This window comes from Arthrobacter terricola (assembly GCF_004354015.1).
Taxonomy (GTDB): domain Bacteria; phylum Actinomycetota; class Actinomycetes; order Actinomycetales; family Micrococcaceae; genus Arthrobacter; species Arthrobacter terricola.
Window position 1 is genome coordinate 121,552 of record NZ_SMRU01000002.1, and the last position, 20,139, is coordinate 141,690.

Annotated in this window: 24 protein-coding genes; 17 read left to right on the forward strand and 7 right to left on the reverse strand. The window is 65.5% G+C overall.

What is annotated here, in order from left to right; translation table 11 throughout:
* Positions 1 to 48 precede the first annotated feature (48 nt).
* Positions 49 to 1,233, reverse strand: a complete 1,185-nt coding sequence (locus E1809_RS02235) for an FAD-binding domain (RefSeq protein WP_133202606.1) — start codon at positions 1,231 to 1,233, stop codon at positions 49 to 51.
* A gap of 161 nt (positions 1,234 to 1,394) precedes the next feature.
* Between E1809_RS02235 and E1809_RS02240 the strand changes: the two genes are divergently transcribed.
* The 7 genes from E1809_RS02240 (at position 1,395) to E1809_RS27275 (ending at position 5,386) form a co-directional block, all read left to right on the forward strand.
* Positions 1,395 to 1,559: a recombinase gene (locus E1809_RS02240; RefSeq protein WP_133202607.1), complete on the forward strand. Its 165-nt coding sequence runs from the start codon at positions 1,395 to 1,397 to the stop codon at positions 1,557 to 1,559.
* 1,077 nt (positions 1,560 to 2,636) lie between these two features.
* A complete protein-coding gene (locus E1809_RS26530) occupies positions 2,637 to 2,804 on the forward strand; it encodes a hypothetical protein (RefSeq protein WP_165962189.1) in 168 nt (55 codons plus the stop codon).
* The gene (locus E1809_RS02245; protein WP_133202608.1) at positions 2,801 to 3,508 is read left to right on the forward strand and encodes a cytochrome b N-terminal domain-containing protein; all 708 of its coding nucleotides are present in this window, start codon (positions 2,801 to 2,803) and stop codon (positions 3,506 to 3,508) included. Before E1809_RS26530 ends, E1809_RS02245 begins: the two co-directional genes overlap by 4 nt.
* Positions 3,505 to 4,458: a hypothetical protein gene (locus E1809_RS02250; protein ID WP_235835393.1), complete on the forward strand. Its 954-nt coding sequence runs from the start codon at positions 3,505 to 3,507 to the stop codon at positions 4,456 to 4,458. Before E1809_RS02245 ends, E1809_RS02250 begins: the two co-directional genes overlap by 4 nt.
* Before the next feature lie 103 nt (positions 4,459 to 4,561).
* Positions 4,562 to 4,693 carry a hypothetical protein gene (locus tag E1809_RS27680; RefSeq protein ID WP_268908655.1) on the forward strand — a complete coding sequence of 44 codons (132 nt, stop codon included), beginning with the start codon at positions 4,562 to 4,564 and terminating at the stop codon, positions 4,691 to 4,693.
* Between the two features lie 266 nt (positions 4,694 to 4,959).
* Positions 4,960 to 5,196, forward strand: coding sequence for a cupredoxin domain-containing protein (locus E1809_RS27270; protein WP_235835394.1), 237 nt, complete (start codon positions 4,960 to 4,962; stop codon positions 5,194 to 5,196).
* Positions 5,159 to 5,386 (forward strand): sulfocyanin-like copper-binding protein, encoded by a 228-nt coding sequence (locus E1809_RS27275; RefSeq protein ID WP_235835405.1) that lies wholly within the window; start codon positions 5,159 to 5,161, stop codon positions 5,384 to 5,386. The genes E1809_RS27270 and E1809_RS27275 overlap by 38 nt, the downstream gene beginning before the upstream one ends.
* A gap of 76 nt (positions 5,387 to 5,462) precedes the next feature.
* Here the strand turns inward: E1809_RS27275 and E1809_RS02265 are convergent, their stop codons facing one another.
* Together E1809_RS02265 and E1809_RS02270 are read right to left on the reverse strand one after the other, a co-directional pair.
* Positions 5,463 to 5,888: a DUF302 domain-containing protein gene (locus tag E1809_RS02265; RefSeq protein ID WP_133202609.1), complete on the reverse strand. Its 426-nt coding sequence runs from the start codon at positions 5,886 to 5,888 to the stop codon at positions 5,463 to 5,465.
* Positions 5,889 to 5,928: 40 nt separating this feature from the next.
* On the reverse strand, positions 5,929 to 6,186 hold the full coding sequence (locus E1809_RS02270; RefSeq protein WP_133202610.1) for a metal-sensitive transcriptional regulator: 258 nt from the start codon (positions 6,184 to 6,186) through the stop codon (positions 5,929 to 5,931).
* Between the two features lie 118 nt (positions 6,187 to 6,304).
* Between E1809_RS02270 and E1809_RS02275 the strand changes: the two genes are divergently transcribed.
* The 7 genes from E1809_RS02275 (at position 6,305) to E1809_RS02305 (ending at position 11,701) form a co-directional block, all read left to right on the forward strand.
* On the forward strand, positions 6,305 to 6,928 hold the full coding sequence (locus E1809_RS02275) for a rhodanese-like domain-containing protein (RefSeq protein ID WP_133202611.1): 624 nt from the start codon (positions 6,305 to 6,307) through the stop codon (positions 6,926 to 6,928).
* Positions 6,925 to 7,683: a sulfite exporter TauE/SafE family protein gene (locus E1809_RS02280; RefSeq protein WP_133202612.1), complete on the forward strand. Its 759-nt coding sequence runs from the start codon at positions 6,925 to 6,927 to the stop codon at positions 7,681 to 7,683. Before E1809_RS02275 ends, E1809_RS02280 begins: the two co-directional genes overlap by 4 nt.
* 35 nt (positions 7,684 to 7,718) lie before the next feature.
* Positions 7,719 to 8,060, forward strand: a complete 342-nt coding sequence (locus E1809_RS02285; RefSeq protein WP_133202613.1) for a rhodanese-like domain-containing protein — start codon at positions 7,719 to 7,721, stop codon at positions 8,058 to 8,060.
* A 48-nt stretch (positions 8,061 to 8,108) separates the two neighbouring features.
* On the forward strand, positions 8,109 to 8,405 hold the full coding sequence (locus E1809_RS02290; RefSeq protein ID WP_133202614.1) for a rhodanese-like domain-containing protein: 297 nt from the start codon (positions 8,109 to 8,111) through the stop codon (positions 8,403 to 8,405).
* A gap of 73 nt (positions 8,406 to 8,478) precedes the next feature.
* Positions 8,479 to 8,841, forward strand: a complete 363-nt coding sequence (locus tag E1809_RS02295) for a thioredoxin family protein (protein ID WP_133202615.1) — start codon at positions 8,479 to 8,481, stop codon at positions 8,839 to 8,841.
* 93 nt (positions 8,842 to 8,934) lie between these two features.
* Positions 8,935 to 10,347: an MBL fold metallo-hydrolase gene (locus tag E1809_RS02300; RefSeq protein ID WP_133202616.1), complete on the forward strand. Its 1,413-nt coding sequence runs from the start codon at positions 8,935 to 8,937 to the stop codon at positions 10,345 to 10,347.
* Between the two features lie 73 nt (positions 10,348 to 10,420).
* Positions 10,421 to 11,701 carry an MFS transporter gene (locus tag E1809_RS02305; protein ID WP_133202617.1) on the forward strand — a complete coding sequence of 427 codons (1,281 nt, stop codon included), beginning with the start codon at positions 10,421 to 10,423 and terminating at the stop codon, positions 11,699 to 11,701.
* Positions 11,702 to 11,962: 261 nt separating this feature from the next.
* Here the strand turns inward: E1809_RS02305 and E1809_RS02310 are convergent, their stop codons facing one another.
* The 3 genes from E1809_RS02310 to E1809_RS02320 all read right to left on the reverse strand — a co-directional run bounded on the left by E1809_RS02310 (position 11,963) and on the right by E1809_RS02320 (position 16,943).
* Positions 11,963 to 14,245, reverse strand: a complete 2,283-nt coding sequence (locus E1809_RS02310) for a transglycosylase domain-containing protein (protein ID WP_133202618.1) — start codon at positions 14,243 to 14,245, stop codon at positions 11,963 to 11,965.
* A gap of 230 nt (positions 14,246 to 14,475) precedes the next feature.
* Positions 14,476 to 15,366, reverse strand: a complete 891-nt coding sequence (lgt, locus tag E1809_RS02315; protein ID WP_133202619.1) for a prolipoprotein diacylglyceryl transferase — start codon at positions 15,364 to 15,366, stop codon at positions 14,476 to 14,478.
* A 62-nt stretch (positions 15,367 to 15,428) separates the two neighbouring features.
* Complete coding sequence (locus tag E1809_RS02320; RefSeq protein WP_133202620.1) at positions 15,429 to 16,943, reverse strand: DHA2 family efflux MFS transporter permease subunit; 1,515 nt, start codon at positions 16,941 to 16,943, stop codon at positions 15,429 to 15,431.
* Between the two features lie 41 nt (positions 16,944 to 16,984).
* Between E1809_RS02320 and E1809_RS02325 the strand changes: the two genes are divergently transcribed.
* Both E1809_RS02325 and E1809_RS02330 read left to right on the forward strand, forming a co-directional pair.
* On the forward strand, positions 16,985 to 17,524 hold the full coding sequence (locus E1809_RS02325) for a MarR family winged helix-turn-helix transcriptional regulator (RefSeq protein ID WP_133202621.1): 540 nt from the start codon (positions 16,985 to 16,987) through the stop codon (positions 17,522 to 17,524).
* Entirely contained in the window at positions 17,521 to 17,724 is a 204-nt protein-coding gene (locus E1809_RS02330; RefSeq protein ID WP_133202622.1) for a hypothetical protein, read from the forward strand. The genes E1809_RS02325 and E1809_RS02330 overlap by 4 nt, the downstream gene beginning before the upstream one ends.
* A gap of 52 nt (positions 17,725 to 17,776) precedes the next feature.
* On the opposite strand, the gene E1809_RS02335 is transcribed toward E1809_RS02330, so the two are convergent.
* Entirely contained in the window at positions 17,777 to 19,579 is a 1,803-nt protein-coding gene (locus E1809_RS02335) for a chloride channel protein (RefSeq protein ID WP_215279561.1), read from the reverse strand.
* Positions 19,580 to 19,628: 49 nt separating this feature from the next.
* Between E1809_RS02335 and E1809_RS02340 the strand changes: the two genes are divergently transcribed.
* Entirely contained in the window at positions 19,629 to 20,138 is a 510-nt protein-coding gene (locus E1809_RS02340) for a MarR family winged helix-turn-helix transcriptional regulator (protein ID WP_133202624.1), read from the forward strand.
* The last annotated feature ends 1 nt before the right edge of the window (position 20,139 follow it).

Genomic DNA, 20,139 nt, shown 5'->3' on the forward strand with positions numbered 1-20,139 from the left:
GCCGCTGCCGGTGGGCGACAGGTTCGCGAACTTGGTCGAACCATACGCTCAGCGGGCCGACTCGGTGTCGGGGAACGATGGGAGTTCAACGGCGTCGTGAAAGCTCCTGCCCATCACGATGTCGGCGACCTTGGGCAACCCCATCATTCTCATCACGGTGTTCCTTGCGAAGAGCTGGAATCGATTCTTGGGCGCGAAAGCCAAACCCAAACCCTCTGCGGCATCCTGCTTGGAGTGGAGCAACGGAGCGAGCCGCTCCTCGTATCGTGCGAACGCAACACGATGGTCACGGCTCCGCGCGAGTTCTGCCGCCAGGGTATAGGCCTCGACCATGGCCAGGGCGGACCCCTGGCCGGCAAGAAATGAGGGGCACGCTGCTGCGTCGCCCAACAGCGCAACGCGCCCCGTCGTCCAGGACGGCATCCGGATCTGGCTCACGGAGTCGAAGTAGAAGTTCTTTGCCTGAGCCATCAGGTCGAGCATGGAGGGCACCTCCCAGCCTTTGTCGCTGAGCTTGTCTCGCAGCAGACCCTCCTGTGCGGCCCGATCGGTCGGTACGTCCCCATCATGTCGAAGGCTGAAGAGGAACAGTGTGGCGTCGTCGCGAAGAGAAAGCCGGACTGCCTGAAAGCCGATGTCGGCGTACATCAACGCGACAAGTTCGTCTCGCTCCGGATACCGTTCGGATTCGAACGCCGCCACCACCGTGCCCAGGTATGTCTCGAATCGATCATCCGGGCCGAACGCAAGCCTCCGCACACCGGAATGAAGGCCGTCGGCACCGACGACCAGGTCGAAGTCCCGGGTGGTCCCGCTGGCGAACGTGACCCGAACCCGGTTCCCGTCGTCCTCGAGTGCGCCGACCGTGTCACCAAGGATCAGCTCAACCGCGCCGCCGATTGCCTCGTAGATCACGGCCGCGAGATCGGATCGGGCGATACTCAGGTACCGCTTCACCGACTCCATGATGACTTCGGGCCTAAACGAGGCCACCCGGCGTCCGTCGCGGTTGACCGCCCTCGCTTCGGTCATGACATATCCGCGTCGTCGCAGTTCTGGCACGATGCCCATCTTTTCAGCGACGTCGAAGCCGGCACCCCAGAAGTCGATGAGGTACCCGCCGCTCCGCAGTTCTGGTGCATGCTCCACGATCGTGACCTTGTGTCCAGACTTTTGAAGCCAGTACGCCAAGGTCGGACCGGCAATTCCTGCACCGACAATTAAGACCCTCACAATAGGATCCTTCCCGCGCGCAAATTAGGCCACCACTCTTAACCGGTAGCCTAATCGACAAACGAAAAGTCGAACTGGGCTCATGTGGCCGGTCCTACGGCACCCCCTGCGCTCCCGAACACGCGTGTGTCCGATGCCCCCTGCTGCACATTGAGCCTAGGATGATCGCCCGGCTCGGTGAACTCGAAACCGACCTGATCGCCCGAAGATCGCAGGCGATTCAGGAAGGCTGGTCTGGTGAGGTCGGAGGCCTGGATCTCACCCTGGAACACCTGAGCGGTAAGCGCGACCGTGCACAGCGCCTTCCATCGACGACGACCATGTAATCAGTCACGGCCGGGAGACCCGAACCGTCCCGGGCCACGCGGTTAGGAAGGGGACCGTCCGCCCCGTACCGACTACCCAGGGTTGAGGAGTTATAGCTTGTCATCTGCAACAGATTTCAAGTTTTGAGGTCGCGTTCCGAGGGCCATGTCGTGTATCCGAGAAGTCGTTCTGCCTAATACCGTCGGACCGCAATGATGCAAACGACGATGCCCGCAGCGCAAGCCCCGCCGACGGAAGCCAATCGGCGGGTTTAGGCACGGTCACCCAGGAAATCGCTAGATTGACCAACGCGCCCAAGGCACCAAATACCCTAATCGACAGGCATTATCACGGGCTCATCAAGGAGGCGCGAGCCAACGACCTCTGAGCGCCCGTTCCCGAACTAGGGAAGTAGGCTGCGAGCATCAGCATAGATAGTCGCTGGATATACGGGACAAACCTCAGGGAAAGAAGGACCGTGAATTACGTCTGCACGCGGTGCAATAGCCTGGTTGTCAAAAAGTGGGTTGAAATTCCCTCCATGGGAGTGATGGCTACCAACGGAACACAAATTCCCTACCTGTGCACCAACAGGGAGTGCGACTATTCCACCCATGATTACCGCAAGCCCCCGAATTCGGCCATTGAGGGTGCGCCCAAGGTCCGGGAAAACCAGGGAGGCTAAGAGCCTGTTCCCAAGCCTTGTGGCGCCCCCGAGGACGAACGGTGGTTTGGCGTGGCGGCTCGGGCTCGGAAATCCTGGCTTCACTCCCCCCCCACCATGCTTCCTGCCGGCTGGCGGAGCATCGTGCGAATGTCATCGCGCGCTACGGTGCCGGAGTCGTCATCACCTAAAGTCGGGGCACCGCCTCGGCGCACTGACCGCGGAGCAAAATGCCGCCCTCGCCACGACGTGGTCAGTTGTCGCCAGCCTCCAGGGTACGAGGTTAGGCCTCTCGCCCGGTGGTGTGATGGTGCTCGACCCTGACGGTCGGACGACATGAGGGGCCAACGGGGTGTTGTCGGACCTGTACTGTGAACCACAAAGGTGGTTCCTTAGGAATCCCGATATGCCCTTTCTGGGGCAGGAGGCCGTTATGCGCGGATCACTGTTGGCGGAGGCCGGAATTCCGGCTCCCGGAATTTATCTTGGATGGGGAAGTTTCCTGATTCAGTTCGGCAACCTGATCGTCATCGTCCTGATGGTCATTCTGTTCGTGGTTGCGTTGTTCCTGCCATTTCCGCGCGGCAAAGGCCGGAAATGACCCCGGACGGCGATACCGCTGCCGGTACCGTGGACGAAGAGCCACGATTCTCGACCTGGACGGGTACGGCCCGGGGCTGGATGCTGCGCCGTCTTCCACCCGACAAACTACTGCCGGAGGATCAGCCCAGCTACGTGGCATCCTGGATCTACGTGTTCGGCATGGGCGCCATCGCAGCCCTTGTCTACATCATCGTTTCCGGGTGCATCCTGGCCCTGAACGGCCCGGCCTGGTACCACGTCTCCGGTCTTGGTCATTTCATCAACAGCACCCACCTGTGGAGTGTTGAGTTGTTCTTCATGTTCATGGTGATCCACCTCTGGGGCAAGTACTGGATGGCAGCCTGGCGGGGCGGCCGCGTACTGACCTGGATCACCGGAGTAATAGCATTCGTGGTTTCCATCGTCACGGCGTTCACCGGCTACCTGCTGCAAACCAACTTTGATTCGCAGTGGATCGCCTTCCAGGCCAAAGACGCGCTGAACGCCGTCGGGGTCGGAGCCTGGTTCAACGTCACCAACCTGGGCCAGATCCTGATGTGGCACATCACCCTTCTTCCCCTGGCGGTGGCAGGCGTCGTCGCCCTGCACGTTGTGCTGGTCCGGATGCACGGCGTGGTGCCCCCGCTGGATGCCGCCGCAACCGATGCGCAACTCCAGCAGGATCTTCCTCAGCGCGCCAGCGTGGAAGGGGAGCACCTATGAGCAAGAACACCGACCCTATGTCCTGGCGCATGCGGAACGATATTGCCGGAAGGCCCTGGCGCGGCAGGGCGCGCGAATACGACCTGTTCAAAGAACTTACCGTCGGCGTCATGGTCGTCGGCCTGCTCGTGCTTGGTCTCTCGGCCGTCTTCAGCTCCCCGGATGATCCAAGTGTCACCTTGAAATCATGGGCGACGGCAGCGCCGGCGGACTTCGTCGCTACCGCGACCGCGGAACTGGGCGGAACCAGCAAGACTGCCGGCTACGGCCCTCCCTACAACGCCACACCGGACGCATCCCAAAAGCTTGGCCCGATAGATCTGCAGAGCTTCTCCGGCGTCCGCATACCTATCGATACAGCCAACGATTTCGTCATCAGCCCGTTGCAGTCACTACCCTCATCTCCCAGCGCGGTTTCAGACTGGAAGGCCGGAACGGACAAACAGCACGTGGACTGGGCGGCGGCGTACACCGATGCCCTTTCGAAAGCTCCGGACAACGACCCCGCCAAAGTCGGCCCCGGCGACTACGGCCCCGTCCCCGCACTCACGGGAACCCTGCTCGGCATGGCTCAGCAGGGAGCGCTAGACGGTGTACTTCAGGCAAAAGACTCTTTCTACAGCACCGACTACACCCGCAGTACGCTGTTCCTCGGCGACGGAACCTATTTCCCCGGCCTGGCCGACACCGCTCACCTCACGGGTGACCAGTGGGGCATGATGAACGAAACCGGTAACTATCCCGGCCAGTCCTGGCTCTGGCTTTTCTCCTTCGTGTACCAGGTGCAGCCGATCAAATCCTCGCCCAACGCAGACATCCTCGTCGTCTCAATCATGGCGGTGCTGACCCTCCTGCTGACCCTCGTCCCCTTCATACCAGGACTAAGGTCGCTGCCCCGCCGCATACCAATACATCGTCTGATCTGGAAGGACTACTACCGGCGGCGATAACCGCACCAGGACGGCAACCTCCTGGCTGGCTTTGGACTAGCGGCGCTTAAGCCTCTGCTCCGGGGACCTGCCCGGGCCTAATCTCGCAAGGGGAGGTCTGAAGATGCTGGATGACTTGTATGGCAGTGGATGGGGTGTCAGCGCGTGGGCGGCCTTGGCCCTGGTGACGCTGGTTTTCTGGGGAGCGGTGGTTACCGTCGTAATGCTCCAGATCCGGCGGAACCGTTCGGGTTAGGGCCCGGATTCGCTCCGGCCCCCGCACCATGACGCCGAGCGCATCCTGGGTGAACGCTTCCCCCGCGGGGAAAATCGACGAACAGGAGTTCGTTGCCCGGCGCAACGCGCTCAGGCGCCAGGAGTGAAGTCGGTGACCGGCCTCGGCCAGGTCATCCTCGGGGCGGTGGCCGTCATTCTTTTGACCGTGCTGTCGCTCGTGGCACTCGGTTTCGTGGGTGGATTTGTGAATCCCGGGCGGCCGGTTTTGCGTCCCGGGCCCCGTGCGTGGCTCCGAGTCTTTCCGGGCAGGTCGTCGACGTATCGCTGACCGACATGGGCGGACCCATGATGGGCCAGCCCATCACTATCGGCGGTGCCATGCGGACGACATCAGACGGGAGCACCGTGATGGACGGTACGGTGTCGTTCCTGGCAAGCAACGCGGGAAGCATCAGCCATGAGTTCGTCATCCTTCCGCTTCCGGATGACCAGATCGAGGGCACACGCCCGATCGGGCGCTGACGCAAGGATCGAGGAGGCAAGCAGTCTCGGGGAAGCGTCCAATACCTGCGCCGAAGGCCCCGGTCAGGGGATCCTGCCCGGGGCGTCAGGATGGGTGACCGTCACCCTGCCACCCGGGCGCTACAAGTTGGTTTGCGACCTCCCCGGCCACTACGCCGCCAGCATGTACGCCCAGCTCACGGTCAGCTAGCTCAGGGACCGGACCGTACGGAGGCGCATTGGGGGCTGCGCCCCGGCACCGGGTCTGAGGCCGTCCGGTCGGCCGCTCAGGCGGAGAATTGCCCTGCGCCGCCAAGGCCGGCAAGGGCTTTACGGAGCCGGGCGTCGGCGTCGTCGGCAATCTCCCGTACGGCCGGGTTGCCGCTGAGTTGAACCATGGTCCGGGGATCGATGGCCTGGATGGTGGTCTCGGCGGCATCCTTGCTGCGGCGGACAACGACGTTGCACGGCAGCAGGGCGCCAAGGTCCGGTTCGGCAGCCAGGGCCCGGCTCGCCAGGGCAGGGTTGCAGGCGCCCAGGATCACATAGTCGCCAAGTGCTTCCGCGGCGTCGGATCCGAGTTTGGCCTCGAAGGTGGAGCGGACATCAATCTCGGACAGGATCCCGAATCCCTGCTCGGCGAGGGCCTCGCGGGTGCGTTGAACTGCGTCACCCCATGCCATCGGGACGGTGACGGTATGCGTGTAGCTCATGTGGGCTCCTTGTGCTCGGTGTGGCCAGAACCAACTGGGGTTAGGCGAGGGAGAGGAAGAGCTTTTCCAGCTCTTTTCTGTCCAGGCTGGTGTCTTCGCGGGAACTGCATTGCTCCAGGCCGCTGGCGATGATCGCGAAGCCTGCCCGGTCCAGGGCCTTGGAGACGGCGGCGAGCTGGGTGACGATGTCCTTGCAGTCCCGGCCTTCCTCCATCATCCGTGTGACCGCGGCCAGTTGGCCCTGTGCGCGTTTGAGCCGGTTGATCACCGGGGTCAGTTCTGTTGCATCAAGTTGCATGGGGCATCTCCGATCGAGGTTCTGACCTTCATCTTATACCCCTAGGGGTGTCTTGCATACCCATAGGGGTATCTGTAATACTCGGTGGGGTATCCAGCCTTGTCTTGAAAGGACATCCGTGACTTCGCCCTCCCCTTCAGCCAGCCCCACCGTCACCGCACTCGCCCCGGAAACCCTCGAAACCTGGTTCCGTGAACATCAGGACCTCGTAGTGCTCGATGTGCGTTCCGCGGCCGAGTTCGAATCGATGCACATCCGCGGCTCCTACAACGTCCCCCTGCCGCTGCTGTCTGAACACACCGAGGAACTCGCCGCCCGGCTGGGCAGCCGCGTTGTGCTCGTCTGCCACTCCGGGGCCCGGGCCGAACAAGCCCGGCAGCGCCTGGGCGGGGCAGGCCTCGGAACCGCACACGTCCTCACCGGAGGGGTTCCCGCGTTCGCCGCGGCAGGCGGCGACGTGGTCCGCGGCAAGGCCCGCTGGGACCTGGAACGCCAGGTCCGCCTCGCCGCGGGCTCCCTCGTGGTGCTGGGCCTGGCCGGCGGAAAGTTCGTCTCACCCCGGATCCGCATGCTCGCCGGCGCGATCGGTGCGGGCCTGACCTTCTCGGCGGCGACCAACACCTGCGCCATGGGCCAGGCCCTGTCGGCCATGCCGTGGAACAAGGCCGCCAAGGAGCCCACCCGCGAAACGGCAATCCTGCAACTGCCGCTGGCCTCGGCCCGGCAAAGCCCGGCGGCATGATCGCCGCGCTGGCGCTGGGATTGTTCGTCGGCGTCGTGCTCGGCGTCGTGGGCGGCGGCGGATCGATCATTGCCGTCCCGGCCCTGGTCTACGGCGTCGGTATGAGCCCTGCGCAGGCCATTCCCACGTCCCTGCTGGTGGTCGGCGTCTCGTCACTGGCGGCCTTGATCCCGCGGTTCCGCGAGGGCATTAACTGGCCCGTGGTCCTGCTGGTCGGCGCCGCCGGCATCCCGGCAGCCTGGGGCGGCACGGCCATAGGAAGGCTCCTGGATCCGAACATCCTGATGCTCGCGTTCGCAGCCCTGATGGTGATCGCCGGAATCCGCATGCTAACCCGCACCCGCGAAACCGAGGGCTCCTGCAGCACCGGGCCCACCCGGGCCTTCCGCACCTGCGCCCCCAAAGCCGTCGGCGTGGGACTCCTGGTGGGGTTCCTGACCGGACTCCTGGGCGTGGGGGGCGGATTCCTCATCACGCCGGCACTCACGCTGTTCCTCGGTCTGCGCATGAAACAGGCCGTCGGATCATCCCTGGCCATCATCGTGATCAACTCCGTGGCAGGCTTCAGCGCCCACGCGGCCGGATTCACCATCGAGTGGCCGACCGTCCTGGCCTTCGCCATCCCGGCGATCCTCGGCTCACTCGTTGCTGCCCGGCTCGCCCGCCGGCTCAAAGAGAACCATGTGCGCGTCTCGTTCGCGGTGCTGATCTTCGCCGTCGCCGCCTGGGTCACGGCCAGCACCGTCACGGCCTGACACACCATCCCACACCCAAGCAAGGAGGCCACCCCATGGGCCTGATCAATTCCCTGAAAAATGCCTTCACCAAGCCCTACAAAACAATCACCGTGGCCGAAGCCAAGGAACTCATGGCATCCGGTGCCACCCTGATCGATGTCCGTTCCACCCAGGAATGGCGCGGCGGCCGGGCACCCCAGGCCAAGCACGTCCCGTTGGACCGGCTGCAAATCAGCACGGCGGGAATCCAAAAGAGCCGGCCTGTCATCGCCGTGTGCGCCTCCGGTGTCCGCTCGGCCTCCGCGGCACGGTTCCTGTCCGGGAGGGGCTATGACGCCTATTCCCTCCGCGGCGGTATGGCGGCCTGGCGTCAAGCCGGCGAACCCATCCGATAAGCCCGAACCATCCGCCCAACCAGCCGAACCCCAGAAGGAGAACACACCATGGCTGAAATCAGCGTCACCGAAACCGCGCAACGCCGGGACACCGCCCGGATCCTGGATGTCCGCGAGGACTTCGAAGTCGCCGAAGGCATCATCCCCGGCGCCCTGCACATCCCCATGCACCAGCTGCAGGAACGACTCTCCGAACTGGACCCTGCCGTCCCCGTCATTGCTGTCTGCCGCAGCGGCAACCGCTCCGCCCGCGTCGCCGACGCCCTCAACGGTGCCGGCTTCAGCGCCGACACCATGACCGGGGGCATGATCGCCTGGACCCGGGCCGGCCTCCCCACCACCTGACCCTCCAGCCCTCCTGCCCGAGGCCATGGATCATTCAACGGCATTTCACCTTTGGAAGGACTCGAACCTGGTTATGGCAACCATCGACATCACCGAACAGAGCTTCGCCCAGACCCTGGAGAACAACGGCATCGTTTTCGTTGACTTCTGGGCCGGCTGGTGCGGCCCGTGCCGCATGTTCGCCCCCATCTACGGCGCTGCCTCCGAAAGGCACCTGGACATCACCTTTGCCAAGGTCGACACCGAAGCCGAACAAGGCCTGGCCGCGGCGGCCGGGATCACCGCCATCCCGACCCTGATGGCCTTCCGCGACAAAACCCTGGTCTTCTCCCAGCCCGGCGCGCTCAACGCCACCGGACTGGAGGAAGTGATCCAGGAGGTGAAAAACCTGGACATGGCACGCCTCCGGGCCCAGGACGCACCGCAGCAGAACTAAGACAAGGCAGGAGCAGGCCGCCTGCCCGACGCCTGTCCTCAAAAGCCGAGGAACAAGTCCCCTCCCACCCACCTTTCACGAAGGAGAGCACTGATGCTCATCGAACGCATTTACGACGAAGACCTCGCCCAGGCCAGCTACCTGATCGGCTGCCAGGCCAAGGGTGAAGCCATCGTTGTGGACGGCCGCCGCGACATCGCCGTGTACCAGGATCTGGCCGCGAAGAACGGCATGAAGATCGTGGCCGTCACCGAAACCCACATCCACGCCGACTACCTTTCCGGCACACGCGAACTTGCCGCCGCCACCGGCGCGAAGGTCTACGTCTCCGGCGAGGGCGGCCCGGACTGGCAGTACGGATTCGACGCCGAACGCCTGTACAACGGCGACACGATCGCCCTGGGCAACATCAGCATCCAGGCCGTGCACACACCGGGCCACACCCCCGAGCACCTGTCCTTCCTGGTCACCGACGGCGCGTTCAGCGACCAGCCCGGCTACCTGCTCTCCGGGGACTTCGTCTTCTCCGGCGACCTGGGCCGCCCGGACCTGCTCGATGAGGCCGCCGGCGGCATCGACACCCGCTTCCTCGGGGCCAAGCAGCTCTTCGCCAGCCTGCGCGACAAGTTCCTGACCCTGCCGGACTACGTCCAGGTCCACCCCGCCCACGGCGCCGGCAGTGCCTGCGGCAAGGCCCTCGGCGCGATTCCCTCCTCCACGGTCGGGTACGAGCGGCTCTACGCCTGGTGGGGCCCCTACCTGGCCGACAACGACGAGCAGGGCTTCATCCACGAACTCCTCGACGGCCAGCCCGACGCCCACGCCTACTTCGCTCGCATGAAGCGCGAAAACCGTGAAGGCCCGGCCGTCATCGGCGAACGGACGCCCCTCACGGAACTGGACACTGCCGCCGTCGCCAAGGACCTGGCCGAAGACAAGGTCACCTTCATCGACACCCGTCCCAACAACGAAGTCCATGAGGGAACCGTTGCCCGCTCCCTGAACGTCCCCGCCGGCAAGTCAGTTGCCAGCTACGGGGCCTGGGTAGTAAACCCCGAGACGGACGAGAACCCGCTGGTACTGCTGGCGCAGGACCAGGACCAGGCCCAGGACATGTGGGACCACCTGGTACGCGTCGGCATCGACAACGTCGCCGGCTACCTCACCAGCATCGAAGGCCTGCCCACGAGCACCCCGCAGCTGATCCAGCCCGAGGAACTCGAGGGCTTCGACGCCGCCATGGTGCTGGATGTCCGCAACAAGACCGAGCACACCGCCGGCCATATCCCCGGCTCCCAGCAGCTCAGCGGCGGCCGCGTCATGTGGCATCTTGACGAACTGCCCACCGAAGGCGCCATCGTGAGCTACTGCCAGTCCGGTGTCCGGAATTCCGTTGCCGCCAGCGCCCTGCGCCGCGCCGGGTACGACGTCGTCGAACTCGACGGCAGCTACGCAGCCTGGACCATGCGGCAGCAGACGCTGCAGAACGCCGCTGCGGCAAAGTAACCCCAGACCGCCCGGGCGGGTCCCCCTCCTGCCCGGGTACCCTAATTAGCCCACCATGAACGGAGCGCCACTCATGCCGGGAAGCACACTCCCGCGCCATAGCCCAGGATCAACGGGAGCCGCGCTGGGTCTTCGGCAGAATCTGGCGCAGTTCATGCTGCTGGTGACAGTTAACGCCCTGGTGGGCGGGACACTCGGGCAGGAGCGCACTGTCCTGCCCCTGCTGGCTTCGCGGACATTCCATCTGGATTTATACACAAGCGCTCTGACTTACATCCTGGCCTTTGGCCTGTCCAAGGGCGCGACGAACTACTTCGCCGGAACGCTCTCAGACCGCTACGGCCGCAAACCCGTACTCGTCGCAGGATGGCTCGTAGCGATCCCGGTACCGATCATGCTGATCTTCGGACCGTCCTGGGGGTGGATCGTGGCCGCCAACGTCATCCTGGGCATCAGCCAAGGCCTGACCTGGTCTACCACCGTCATGATGAAAATGGACCTCGTTGGCCCGGAGCGGCGCGGCCTGGCAATGGGATTGAACGAAGCTGCGGGCTACCTCGGCGTCGCCGGCACCGCCCTGGGCACCGGGTATATTGCTTCCTTCTATGGTCTGCGTCCGGGGCCGTTCCTGCCAGGCGCCGCGTTCATTGCCGTCGGCCTGGGCCTCTCCGTGCTGACCGTCCGCGAAACACACCACCATGCCACGGCGGAAGCGGCCACACATGTTTCCGTCCGTGCAGGTCACGGCGCAGGGCTGGGCAACCGGGAAATCTTCATGCTGACCAGCTTCCGTGACAACTCCCTGTCCGCCGTCAGCCAGGCCGGCATGGTCAACAACCTCAACGACGGCCTGGCTTGGGGACTGTTTCCTGTCCTGTTCGCCACCGCGGGTCTCGGCATCGAACGCGTCGGCATCCTGACCGCCGTCTACCCGGCGGTCTGGGGAGCCGGGCAACTCGTGACCGGCGCCCTCTCGGACAGGACGGGACGCAAACCCCTGATCGTGGCCGGTATGCTGGTCCAGGCCGGGGCCCTGGCCTTGGTCGCCCTCGGCCGCGACTTCGGAACCTGGCTCATCGCGGCCGTGCTGCTCGGGGCAGGAACCGCCATGGTCTACCCCACCCTTCTGGCCGCCATCGGCGACGTCGCCCACCCCGCCTGGCGTGCCCGCGCCGTTGGGATCTACCGGCTCTGGCGCGACGGCGGCTTCGCCGTCGGAGCGTTGTTGTCGGGACTCATCGCCGACGCCTTCGGTATCCCGGCCGCGGTCGCCGTCGTCGCCGCCCTCACGGGAGCATCCGGCATTCTCGTGGCCATCCGGATGCGCGGCGCCGACCACGAAACGTCCACCTAGGCCTGGGCCATCGAAATCAAACGGAAGGCTCGCGGCGGTCCGGTCCACAGGCCAGAAGCCAAAGCACTTTGTCCCGGGCATCTGGAGTGCGGCAAAGGCCCCGGAGCAATCTGTGCCTTGAGTGCCGCATGTGAGTCAGCCGGTGTGCAGCTTCAGCCGGATGCAGGTACCTTCAGAGGTCGGCGATGAACCCGCCGGCGAGGGTCTCGGTGATGACCAACAGGAACAGTGCCGCGGGGACCGGCGTCATCAACACCGGCATCAGCCCTTCCGGTTTCCGTTGCCGGGCTTCGACCGGGCTGTCGAGGGCAGGGGCGCCGTCGATTGCGGAGCCTGGCCCGGACTCGTCCCGCCGGTTGCCTGGTCGCTGCTGCGGGTCTGTGGCGAGGAGCCGCCGATGAGGTTCTGCGGCGGGGCGTCGAAGTCGCCGTGGTCGTAGAGACCGACGACCTGCTGCATGTACTGCGCCCACTGTGGTCCGGCGATGTAGGCCCCGTCCACCAGGGGGTAGTACTTGCCGTTGACCGTGACGTCGCGTCCGAGCCGTGCGGCGCTTCCGTTGAAAGGGTCTCCGAAGAAAGACGCCGTTGCCAGGCCTTTCGTGTAGCCAAGGACCCAGGTCTGGTTGTTGTACTGGTTGGTGCCGGTCTTGGCGGCGTCCGGGACGCCGAGCTTCTGCGGGATGAGCAGGCCGGAGCCCTTGGTGAGGACGTCCTGGAGGACATTCGTGGTGGCCTTCGCGACATCCGGATTCAAGGCGTTCGGCTTGCACGCGGATGCCTGCCCGCCGATTCTTTTGCCCTGGGCGTTGTCGACCTCGGCGATCGAGATGGGCGCGCAGTACGTGCCGTCCGCGGCGAATGTTGCGAAGGCGTTGGCCATCGTCAGGGGGGCGACGTTTTGGCTGCCCAGGATATTGCCCAGGGTGGAGAGGTCGATTTTCTTGTCGTTCCCGTCGCCCAGGTGCAGGCCGATGGCGTAGGCGGCCCGCTGAACGTCGCAGAAGTCGTTCAGGCCGGCCAGGGAGGCGAACGTCGCGGTGTTGATTGAGTTGTAGATGCCCTGCCGGACGCTCATGGGCCGGTACCAGCCGGGTTCATCGTTCTGCAGGTCCGTGGAGGGTGGAAGACTGCTGTCGAACCAGCCATGGACGGGCCCGCATGTCGTCTTCCACGGGTAGTTGACGCCGTAACGCCGCTTTGACGCGTCGACAATCTGGTTCGTTGTTTTGCCTTCGCCGAGCCAGGCCGCGAGGGTCACCGGCTTCATGGTCGAGCCGGGCTGCATGCCGCCCACGCCGCCCAGGTCGTTGCCGTTGGCGTCCGCGCGGTCGACGTTGAAGTTGTACGTCGTGACGAAGCCGGTGCCCTGGCCGGCGAGCGTGCGCGAGTTTTGCGCCATGGCGAGGACCTTGCCTGTGCCGGGCTGGACGGTCACGAGGGAGGCGCCCCATTTGTCGGGGTTCGTCCCTGTCGTGGCGTCGACCTGGGCCTGGGCGGGACCTTGGAGGCGCGGGTCAAGGGTGGTCTTGATGGTCAGGCCGCCGCGCATGATTTTCTGGATCCGGTCCTCCTGTGTCGCGCCGTAGGCGGGGTCGTTCTGGATCTGGTGGAGGACGTAGTCGCAGAAGTACTGGGCCTGGGCGGCGTAGGCGCAGCCCTGTTTGGGCGGGTTGACCTTGAGCTGGATCGGGGTGTTGACGGCGTCCTGGTGCTGCTGGGTGTTGATGTAGCCGTGCTGGAGCATCGCGTCGAGGACCAGGTTCCTCCGCGTCTTGGATGCCTCGGGGTGCTGGGTCGGGTCGAACAGGGAGGGGCCGTTGACCAGGCCGGCGAGCAGGGCCGCCTGGGGGACGGTGAGGTCCTTGGCATCGACGGAGAAGAAGTACTGGCTAGCGGCCTGGATGCCGTAGGCGTTGGCGTTGAAGCCGACGATGTTGAGGTAGCCGGCGAGGATCTGGTCCTTCGTGAACTGCTTCTCGAGGCCGATCGCGAGCTTCATCTCCCGGAGTTTGTCGTTGATGCTCTTCTGGCCGTTGAGCACGACCTGGGCGTCGTTGCCCTGGGCGATGAGGTTCTCATTGAGCACGTTGGTCACGTACTGCTGGGTCAGCGTGGACGCGCCCTGCCGGGCCCCGCCGCTGTTCGTCACGAGGGCGCGCAGGATCCCTGTCGGATCGATGCCCCCATGCTGGTAGAAGCGGTAGTCCTCGATCGCAACGATCGCGTTCTTGATGTTCGGGGACATCTGCTCGAGGGGAACCTGGGTGCGGTTCTCGTTGAACAGCGTCGCGATCTGGGATCCGTCCGCGGCGAGAACCCTCGTCACTTGCCCGGGAGGGGCCACGGTCAACTCGCCGGGCAGTCCGTTGAAGAACTGGACCGAGCCGTTCGCCGTGATCCCGGCCATGGCTGCGGCGGGCACCATCAGGCCTGCCACGAGCATCCCGCAGACCGCGCTCACACCGAGGAAGAACAGGATCCGGCCGAGCGTTGTTCCCGCGTCCAGGATCCGGTTCCTGCCGCGCGTCACAGCTGCCGCCATTGGAGGTGTCTGCGGCTTTCGGGGCTCGTCGGATCCCCCATCTGGCCAGGGCCGAATTCGTATCTCTTGAACATATCTTCCTCAGGTTCTCCGGCGATGGATCGTGTTGGTTGTCGGGCGTAGTGACCCGCGCTTTCTCAAGCGCCCGGGTGGTACGCGTTGCGCGCAAATCGGGCACCTGGACTAGGGGTGGGCCGGGACAGCCGACGCCGTTACCACGGGTCGGCGGGTCAGCCGCCGGTAGTCAGCGGTTCAGAGGAGTCCGGCGCGGAATCCCCAGGCACGGCCATCGAGCGTCTGCGCCGGAACAGCAGGACAAACGCGACGGCACCCCCGAGGAAGATCAGGGCGGCAACCCAGGTGTTCACCCGGAGTCCGAGGATCAGGTTGGCGTAGTCGGAGCGCATCAGTTCAAAAGCGAAGCGCCCCGCCGTGTACCCGGCAACGTAGAGGGAGAACACGCTTCCCGCCCCGAGGGCGAAGCGCCGGTCCACATACAAAAGAACAAGCCCGACGACGACACACCACAGCGATTCGTAGAGGAACGTGGGCTGGAAATAGCCCAAGACCACCGGGGCGCCCGAAGGATCGGTCATCGCCGACCCGGTGGCAACATCCATCTGATGGATCTGGAGTTTCCACGGCAGAGTAGTCGGATCCCCATAGAGCTCGTTGTTGAACCAGTTACCCCACCGGCCCAGGGCCTGGGCAAAAACCACGCCCGGTGCCACCGCGTCCAGGAATGCTATGAGAGACACCTTCGCCCTGCGGCAGCCGATCCACGCCCCAACTACGCCCAAGGCCACGGCGCCCCAGATCCCGAGTCCGCCATCCCAGATAGCAAAGGCATTCCACGGATTCTTCCCAGGCAGGAAGTAGAGCTCAGGGTCGGTAATGACGTGGTAGATCCGGCCGCCGATGATCCCTGCGGGCACAGCCCAGAGGCAAATGTCCAGCACCTGCCCTGCCTGGCCGCCCCGGCCGGACCAACGCCGGGAAGTCAGCCAGACGGCCACCACGATCCCGGCCAGGATGCACAGCGCGTAGAAGTGGATGGTCACAGGGCCCACGTGAAAGGCGCTCACGGTCGGCGACGGAAAGAAAGAATCAGAGGCAGTCATGGAGATTCGGGATCCTGTTCGGGAAGTTAGGGCAAAAACAGTGTTGCTCGGCAACCTTGAGGTCAGCCGGGTACCGGAGGGCCCTCCGGGCCCGGAACAGCCTTGGGGCGGGAGCGCCGTCCCAAGAATGACAGTACGGCCGCGACGGCTCCCAGGACCGCAAAGAGTGCCACGGCCATCCGGAAGCCAAGACCTGAAACCGCCGGCGCTCCGGCACTGTTCCCCAGGACGTTGGCGAGGGAGTACGCGACGGCGCCCAAGGCCACGCCCAGGGACGTTCCGACTCCCCTGGTCATATTCAGGACGCCGCTGACCATGCCGGCCTGGTGGTCGTGCCCGGCCGCTGCCACGGACGCGTTGTTGGCCGGGGTGAACAGGCCCAGGCCCAGTCCCATGGCCGCGAGAGCCCCTGCCGTGACCCACAGATCATGGGAGGAAAAAACCAGCACGGCCAGCGCGGCCGCGGCCAGTCCCATCCCGGCCGATGCCGGCAACCGGGCGCCGAACCGGTCCGCCAGCAGGCCTGCAACCGGGGCAACGAGTCCCAGCGAGACCGGAAGGACCGTCAGCAACAGCCCGGCCTGCGCCGGGGGAAGGAAATACTCCGATTCCAGGTGCAGCGGCGTGACGAAGAGGACCCCGAACAGCACGAGATAGCCCAGCAATCCCGTCGCGACGCCCCGGCTGAAGGTCCCGGACCTGAAGAGTGTCAGGTCCACCAAGGAGTGTCTTGCCCGGCGTTCGCGCAGGACAAAGAGGACGAAGAGAACCAGCGATCCCGCCAGCAGCCCAAGAACGGTGAGGTTGCCGAAACCGGACCTGGATGCCTCCGACAAAGACAGGAGCAGGGCGCCGACGGCCGGCATCAGGGCCGTGAGCCCCGGCCAGTCCAGCCGGGCGCGGGGGGCCTTGACGTGGGTGCGCGGGAGCAGGAACCAGCCCAGCAGCAGGCCGATGACCCCTGCGGGGATGTTGACGAAGAACACCCACCGCCACCCGCCCAGACCGATAAGGAGCCCACCGACCGAGGGGCCCATGGCCAGGCCGATGGCCTGCGCGGCACCCTGGAGGCCGATGGCCTTGCCGAGTTTCGCGGCGGGCATGCTGGTCCGGATCAGCGCAACACTGTTGGCCTGCAGCATGGCGGCACCGACCGCTTGCACGGCCCTGGCCACCAGGAGCCAGGTGATGTCGGGGGAAAGCGCGCACCCCAGGGACGCGATCGTGAACAGGGCGAAACCGTAGGTGTAGAGCAGCTTCCGCCCCGCCATGTCCGCCAGCCGGCCGACCGCGGAGATGCTGCCCACCAGCACAAGAAGATAGATCAGCGCCACCCACTCCACCTGGGCGAGAGAGGCGTTCATGTCAGACCTGATGGCCGGCACCGCCAGGGTCACGATGCTGGCATCGAGCTGGCCCATGAACGCGCCGATGCACACCGTTGCGACGACCAGCCACGGGGCACCGGGCCGTCGCCGGATCCAGTCCGGTCTCGCCGGTTCCCGCCACAGCTTCCCCCACCCGGTGGGGGAAGCGGCAACGTGAAGGGCTGTGCCTGAAGAAAGTTGTTCTGCCACGGAACTATTCTATAGGGGGACTACCGGGATAGGCTAATGTCATGAACACCGCCAATGCCTCCGCCCCGGCCACCGACCCGGCGGTCCGTGACTATATCGGCGCCGATGCGTGGTCGCTGACCGGGGTGATCACGCGGCTGCGGCGGGTCCTGCGCTCCAGCGTGCGGCAGGAGTTCCCTTGGGAATCCCTGCCCATGGCCCAGGTGGAGGTCCTGCAGCGCCTCGCCGACGAACCCGGCATGGGCGTCAGCGACCTGGCTGACCGTCAACGACTGGCGACCAACACGGTCAGCAGCCTGGTCCAGCAAATGGTGACCTCGGGGCTGGTGGAACGCACCCCCCGTCCGGGCGACCGCAGGGCCGTGATTCTGAACCTGACGCAGAACGGCACGGAGATACTGGCAGCATGGCAGGCCGCCAACGACCGAAGGCTCCGGCAAGCCTTGGAACGGCTCCCTGAGGCCTACCGGAACGTGATAGAAAACGCCGTCCCTGCCCTGGCTGCCCTCGCGGCGCTGCTGGAAGCCGAGGACCAGACCCGGAACCGGGACCAGGCCCGGCAAAGCGGGACACGGCCGTGACGGGCGCTCCCTGGCCGCTACGCCCCGGGAGGTACTGGCCCGTTCTCCTGCTCGACATCTCGGCGGTCACCGTCCTTCTTGTCCTCGCCCTGGCGCTGCCTGCCGGTCCCTGGTGGTGGATCCTGGTCGCCCTCTGGACCGGCGTCGCCGTACTGCGGGCCCTCAACGAACACCAAAGCCGCGCGCGGGATCACCCCTAGAAACGCGATTGTCCGCGGCACGGCACCGTAGGCCGACTCGGCGGTACGACGGCTATTGTCCGGTCAGGGCGGGACCGGTGGTGCCGGGACCGGAAAGGATGCGCAGGACCGAAGTCTGGTCGATCCAGCCCCGGAGGATGCCGTTCTCATCGGTGACCGGGGTGCCAGCTCCGGCGGATGAGTCCAAGAGGGTGTCGAGGACGGATTCAAGGCTCGCGGTGGGAAGCACCGTTGCGGGTATCTCGGCAATGTCGGATAGAAGGATCCGGTCCTGGTCCTCGTCGTTGCTCAGGACTTCGGACAGGGAGTGCACGGTCACCACTCCTGCCAGCAGCCCCTGCCGGTCCGTTACCGGCAGTGCAAGGTGTCCCCCGGTAAGCAGCCTGCGGGCTCCTTCGGCGACGGCCATGTCTGCGGGCAGGGCTTGCAGCCGGGTGTCCATGACGGCTCCGACGTTCATGCTCCGCAGGAGTTCGGTGCCGGGGTGACGTTCGAGGTCAATGCCGCGCCGTCGCAGTTTGAGGGTGTAGATGGTGTCCTTGGAGAGGACTTTGGACACGCCGGAGGCCACGACGATGGCCAGCATCAGGGGCAGGATGATGGAGTATTCGCCGGTCAGTTCGAACATGATGATCACCGCGGTGATCGGTGCCCGGGCCGCGCCGGCGAAAACGGCTCCCATCCCGACCAGTGCGAAGGCTCCCACCTGGCCGTGCAGGGTGGGATCAAGGAAACCGGCGACCTCCCCGAACGCGGCTCCGAGCATGGCGCCGATGAACAACGATGGCGCGAACACGCCGCCGGATCCGCCGATGCCGATGGTCAGGCTGGTGGCGACTATTTTGCCCACGAGCAGCAGCAGGAGGAAACCGACGGCATAGCTGCCGGCAACCCCGGCTTGCAGCACCGGGTAGCCCACCCCGTACATCTGCGGCAGGACCAGCAGCAGGGACCCCAGCAGCAAACCGCCCACGACCGGGCGCAGCCACTCCGGGCCGCGCCAGGCCCAGTCGCACACGTCCTCGATCTTGTACAGGATCCGGGTGAAGCCGATGCCCGTGCCGGCCGCGAGCAAGCCCAGCAGGATGAAGAGCGGATACTCGACCCCCGAGGAGACGCTGAAGGCGGGCAATTGGAGGAAGGCCTGGTCGCCCAGGAAGGCCCTGCCGATGATCGACGCGGTGACCGAGGCCAGCACCACCGCGCCAAACGCGCCGGCGGCAAAATCGGCCAGCAGCAGCTCCAGAGCGAAGAACACCCCAGCGATGGGGGCGTTGAACGTCGCGGCGATCCCTCCGGCGGCCCCGCAGGCCACCAGGGTCCGGACCCTGGACTCGGGCAGCCTGAGCGTCTGGGCCAGCCAGGACCCCAGGGCCGAACCGATCTGCACGATCGGCCCCTCCCGGCCCACAGACCCTCCGGAACCGATGCAGATCGCCGAAGCCAACGCCTTGACGACGGCGACCCGGCCCTTGATACGGCCGCCGTGCTGGCTGACCGCATACATGACCTCCGGGACGCCGTGGCCCCGGGCTTCCGGGGCGAAGCGCTTCACCAGCGGTCCGTACAACAGACCGCCGGCCGCCGGGGCCAGGACGACGAAGGCGCCTCCCAGCCACGGCAGCCACGGATGGGCGCTGCCACCCGCAGCGGCCGAGTAGTCGGCGGTACCGCTGAAGAACAACGTCGCCGCGGTGATCAGCCAGCGGAACCCGACCGCCGCGAACCCGGCCCCGGCCCCCACCACGACAGCCATGGCCACCAGCTGATAGGAGGAACCCGAGAACGTCCTCCAGAGAAATCCTGTCCGGCCGGGGCCGAACCAGGGACGGAAGTTGGCTGGCTGCGCGGTCAAGGAAAATCTCCAATGCATGATGTGGTGCAATATATGTACTATGACAAGTATGAAGACTACCACCGCTGCCCTCCCGCCATCGGGGGACCCGGGATCCGGATCCCCGGACGACACCGCCCTCACGAGCGCCTTGACGGCCTCACGGGCCCTGTTGGGGGTGATCGCCCGGTCGCTGGCACCCGTGATGGACACGGTGACGCTGCCCCAGTTCCGGGTCCTGGTGGTGCTGTCCAACTTCGGGCCGCTGCGGATGGGCGACCTGGCCCAGCATGTAGGGGCGAACCAGTCCAGCTTCAGCCGGTTCGCCGACAGGATGGTCGCCGGCGGGCTCATTGCCCGTTCGGCGAGCCCCGGCAGCCGCCGCGAGGTCATCATCTCCCTGACGGCAGAGGGTGCACGCGTGTATGCCGAGGTCACCGGGGCCCGCAAAAAGGAAATCGCCCTGGTCCTGGAGAAGCTCTCCGATGCGGAGCTGGACGCGGTCCGGGCCGGCTTTGAGGTCTTCGCCCGCGCCGCCGGGGAGCCCTCCGCGGACGAGACCCTGATCCTGGGGATCTAGC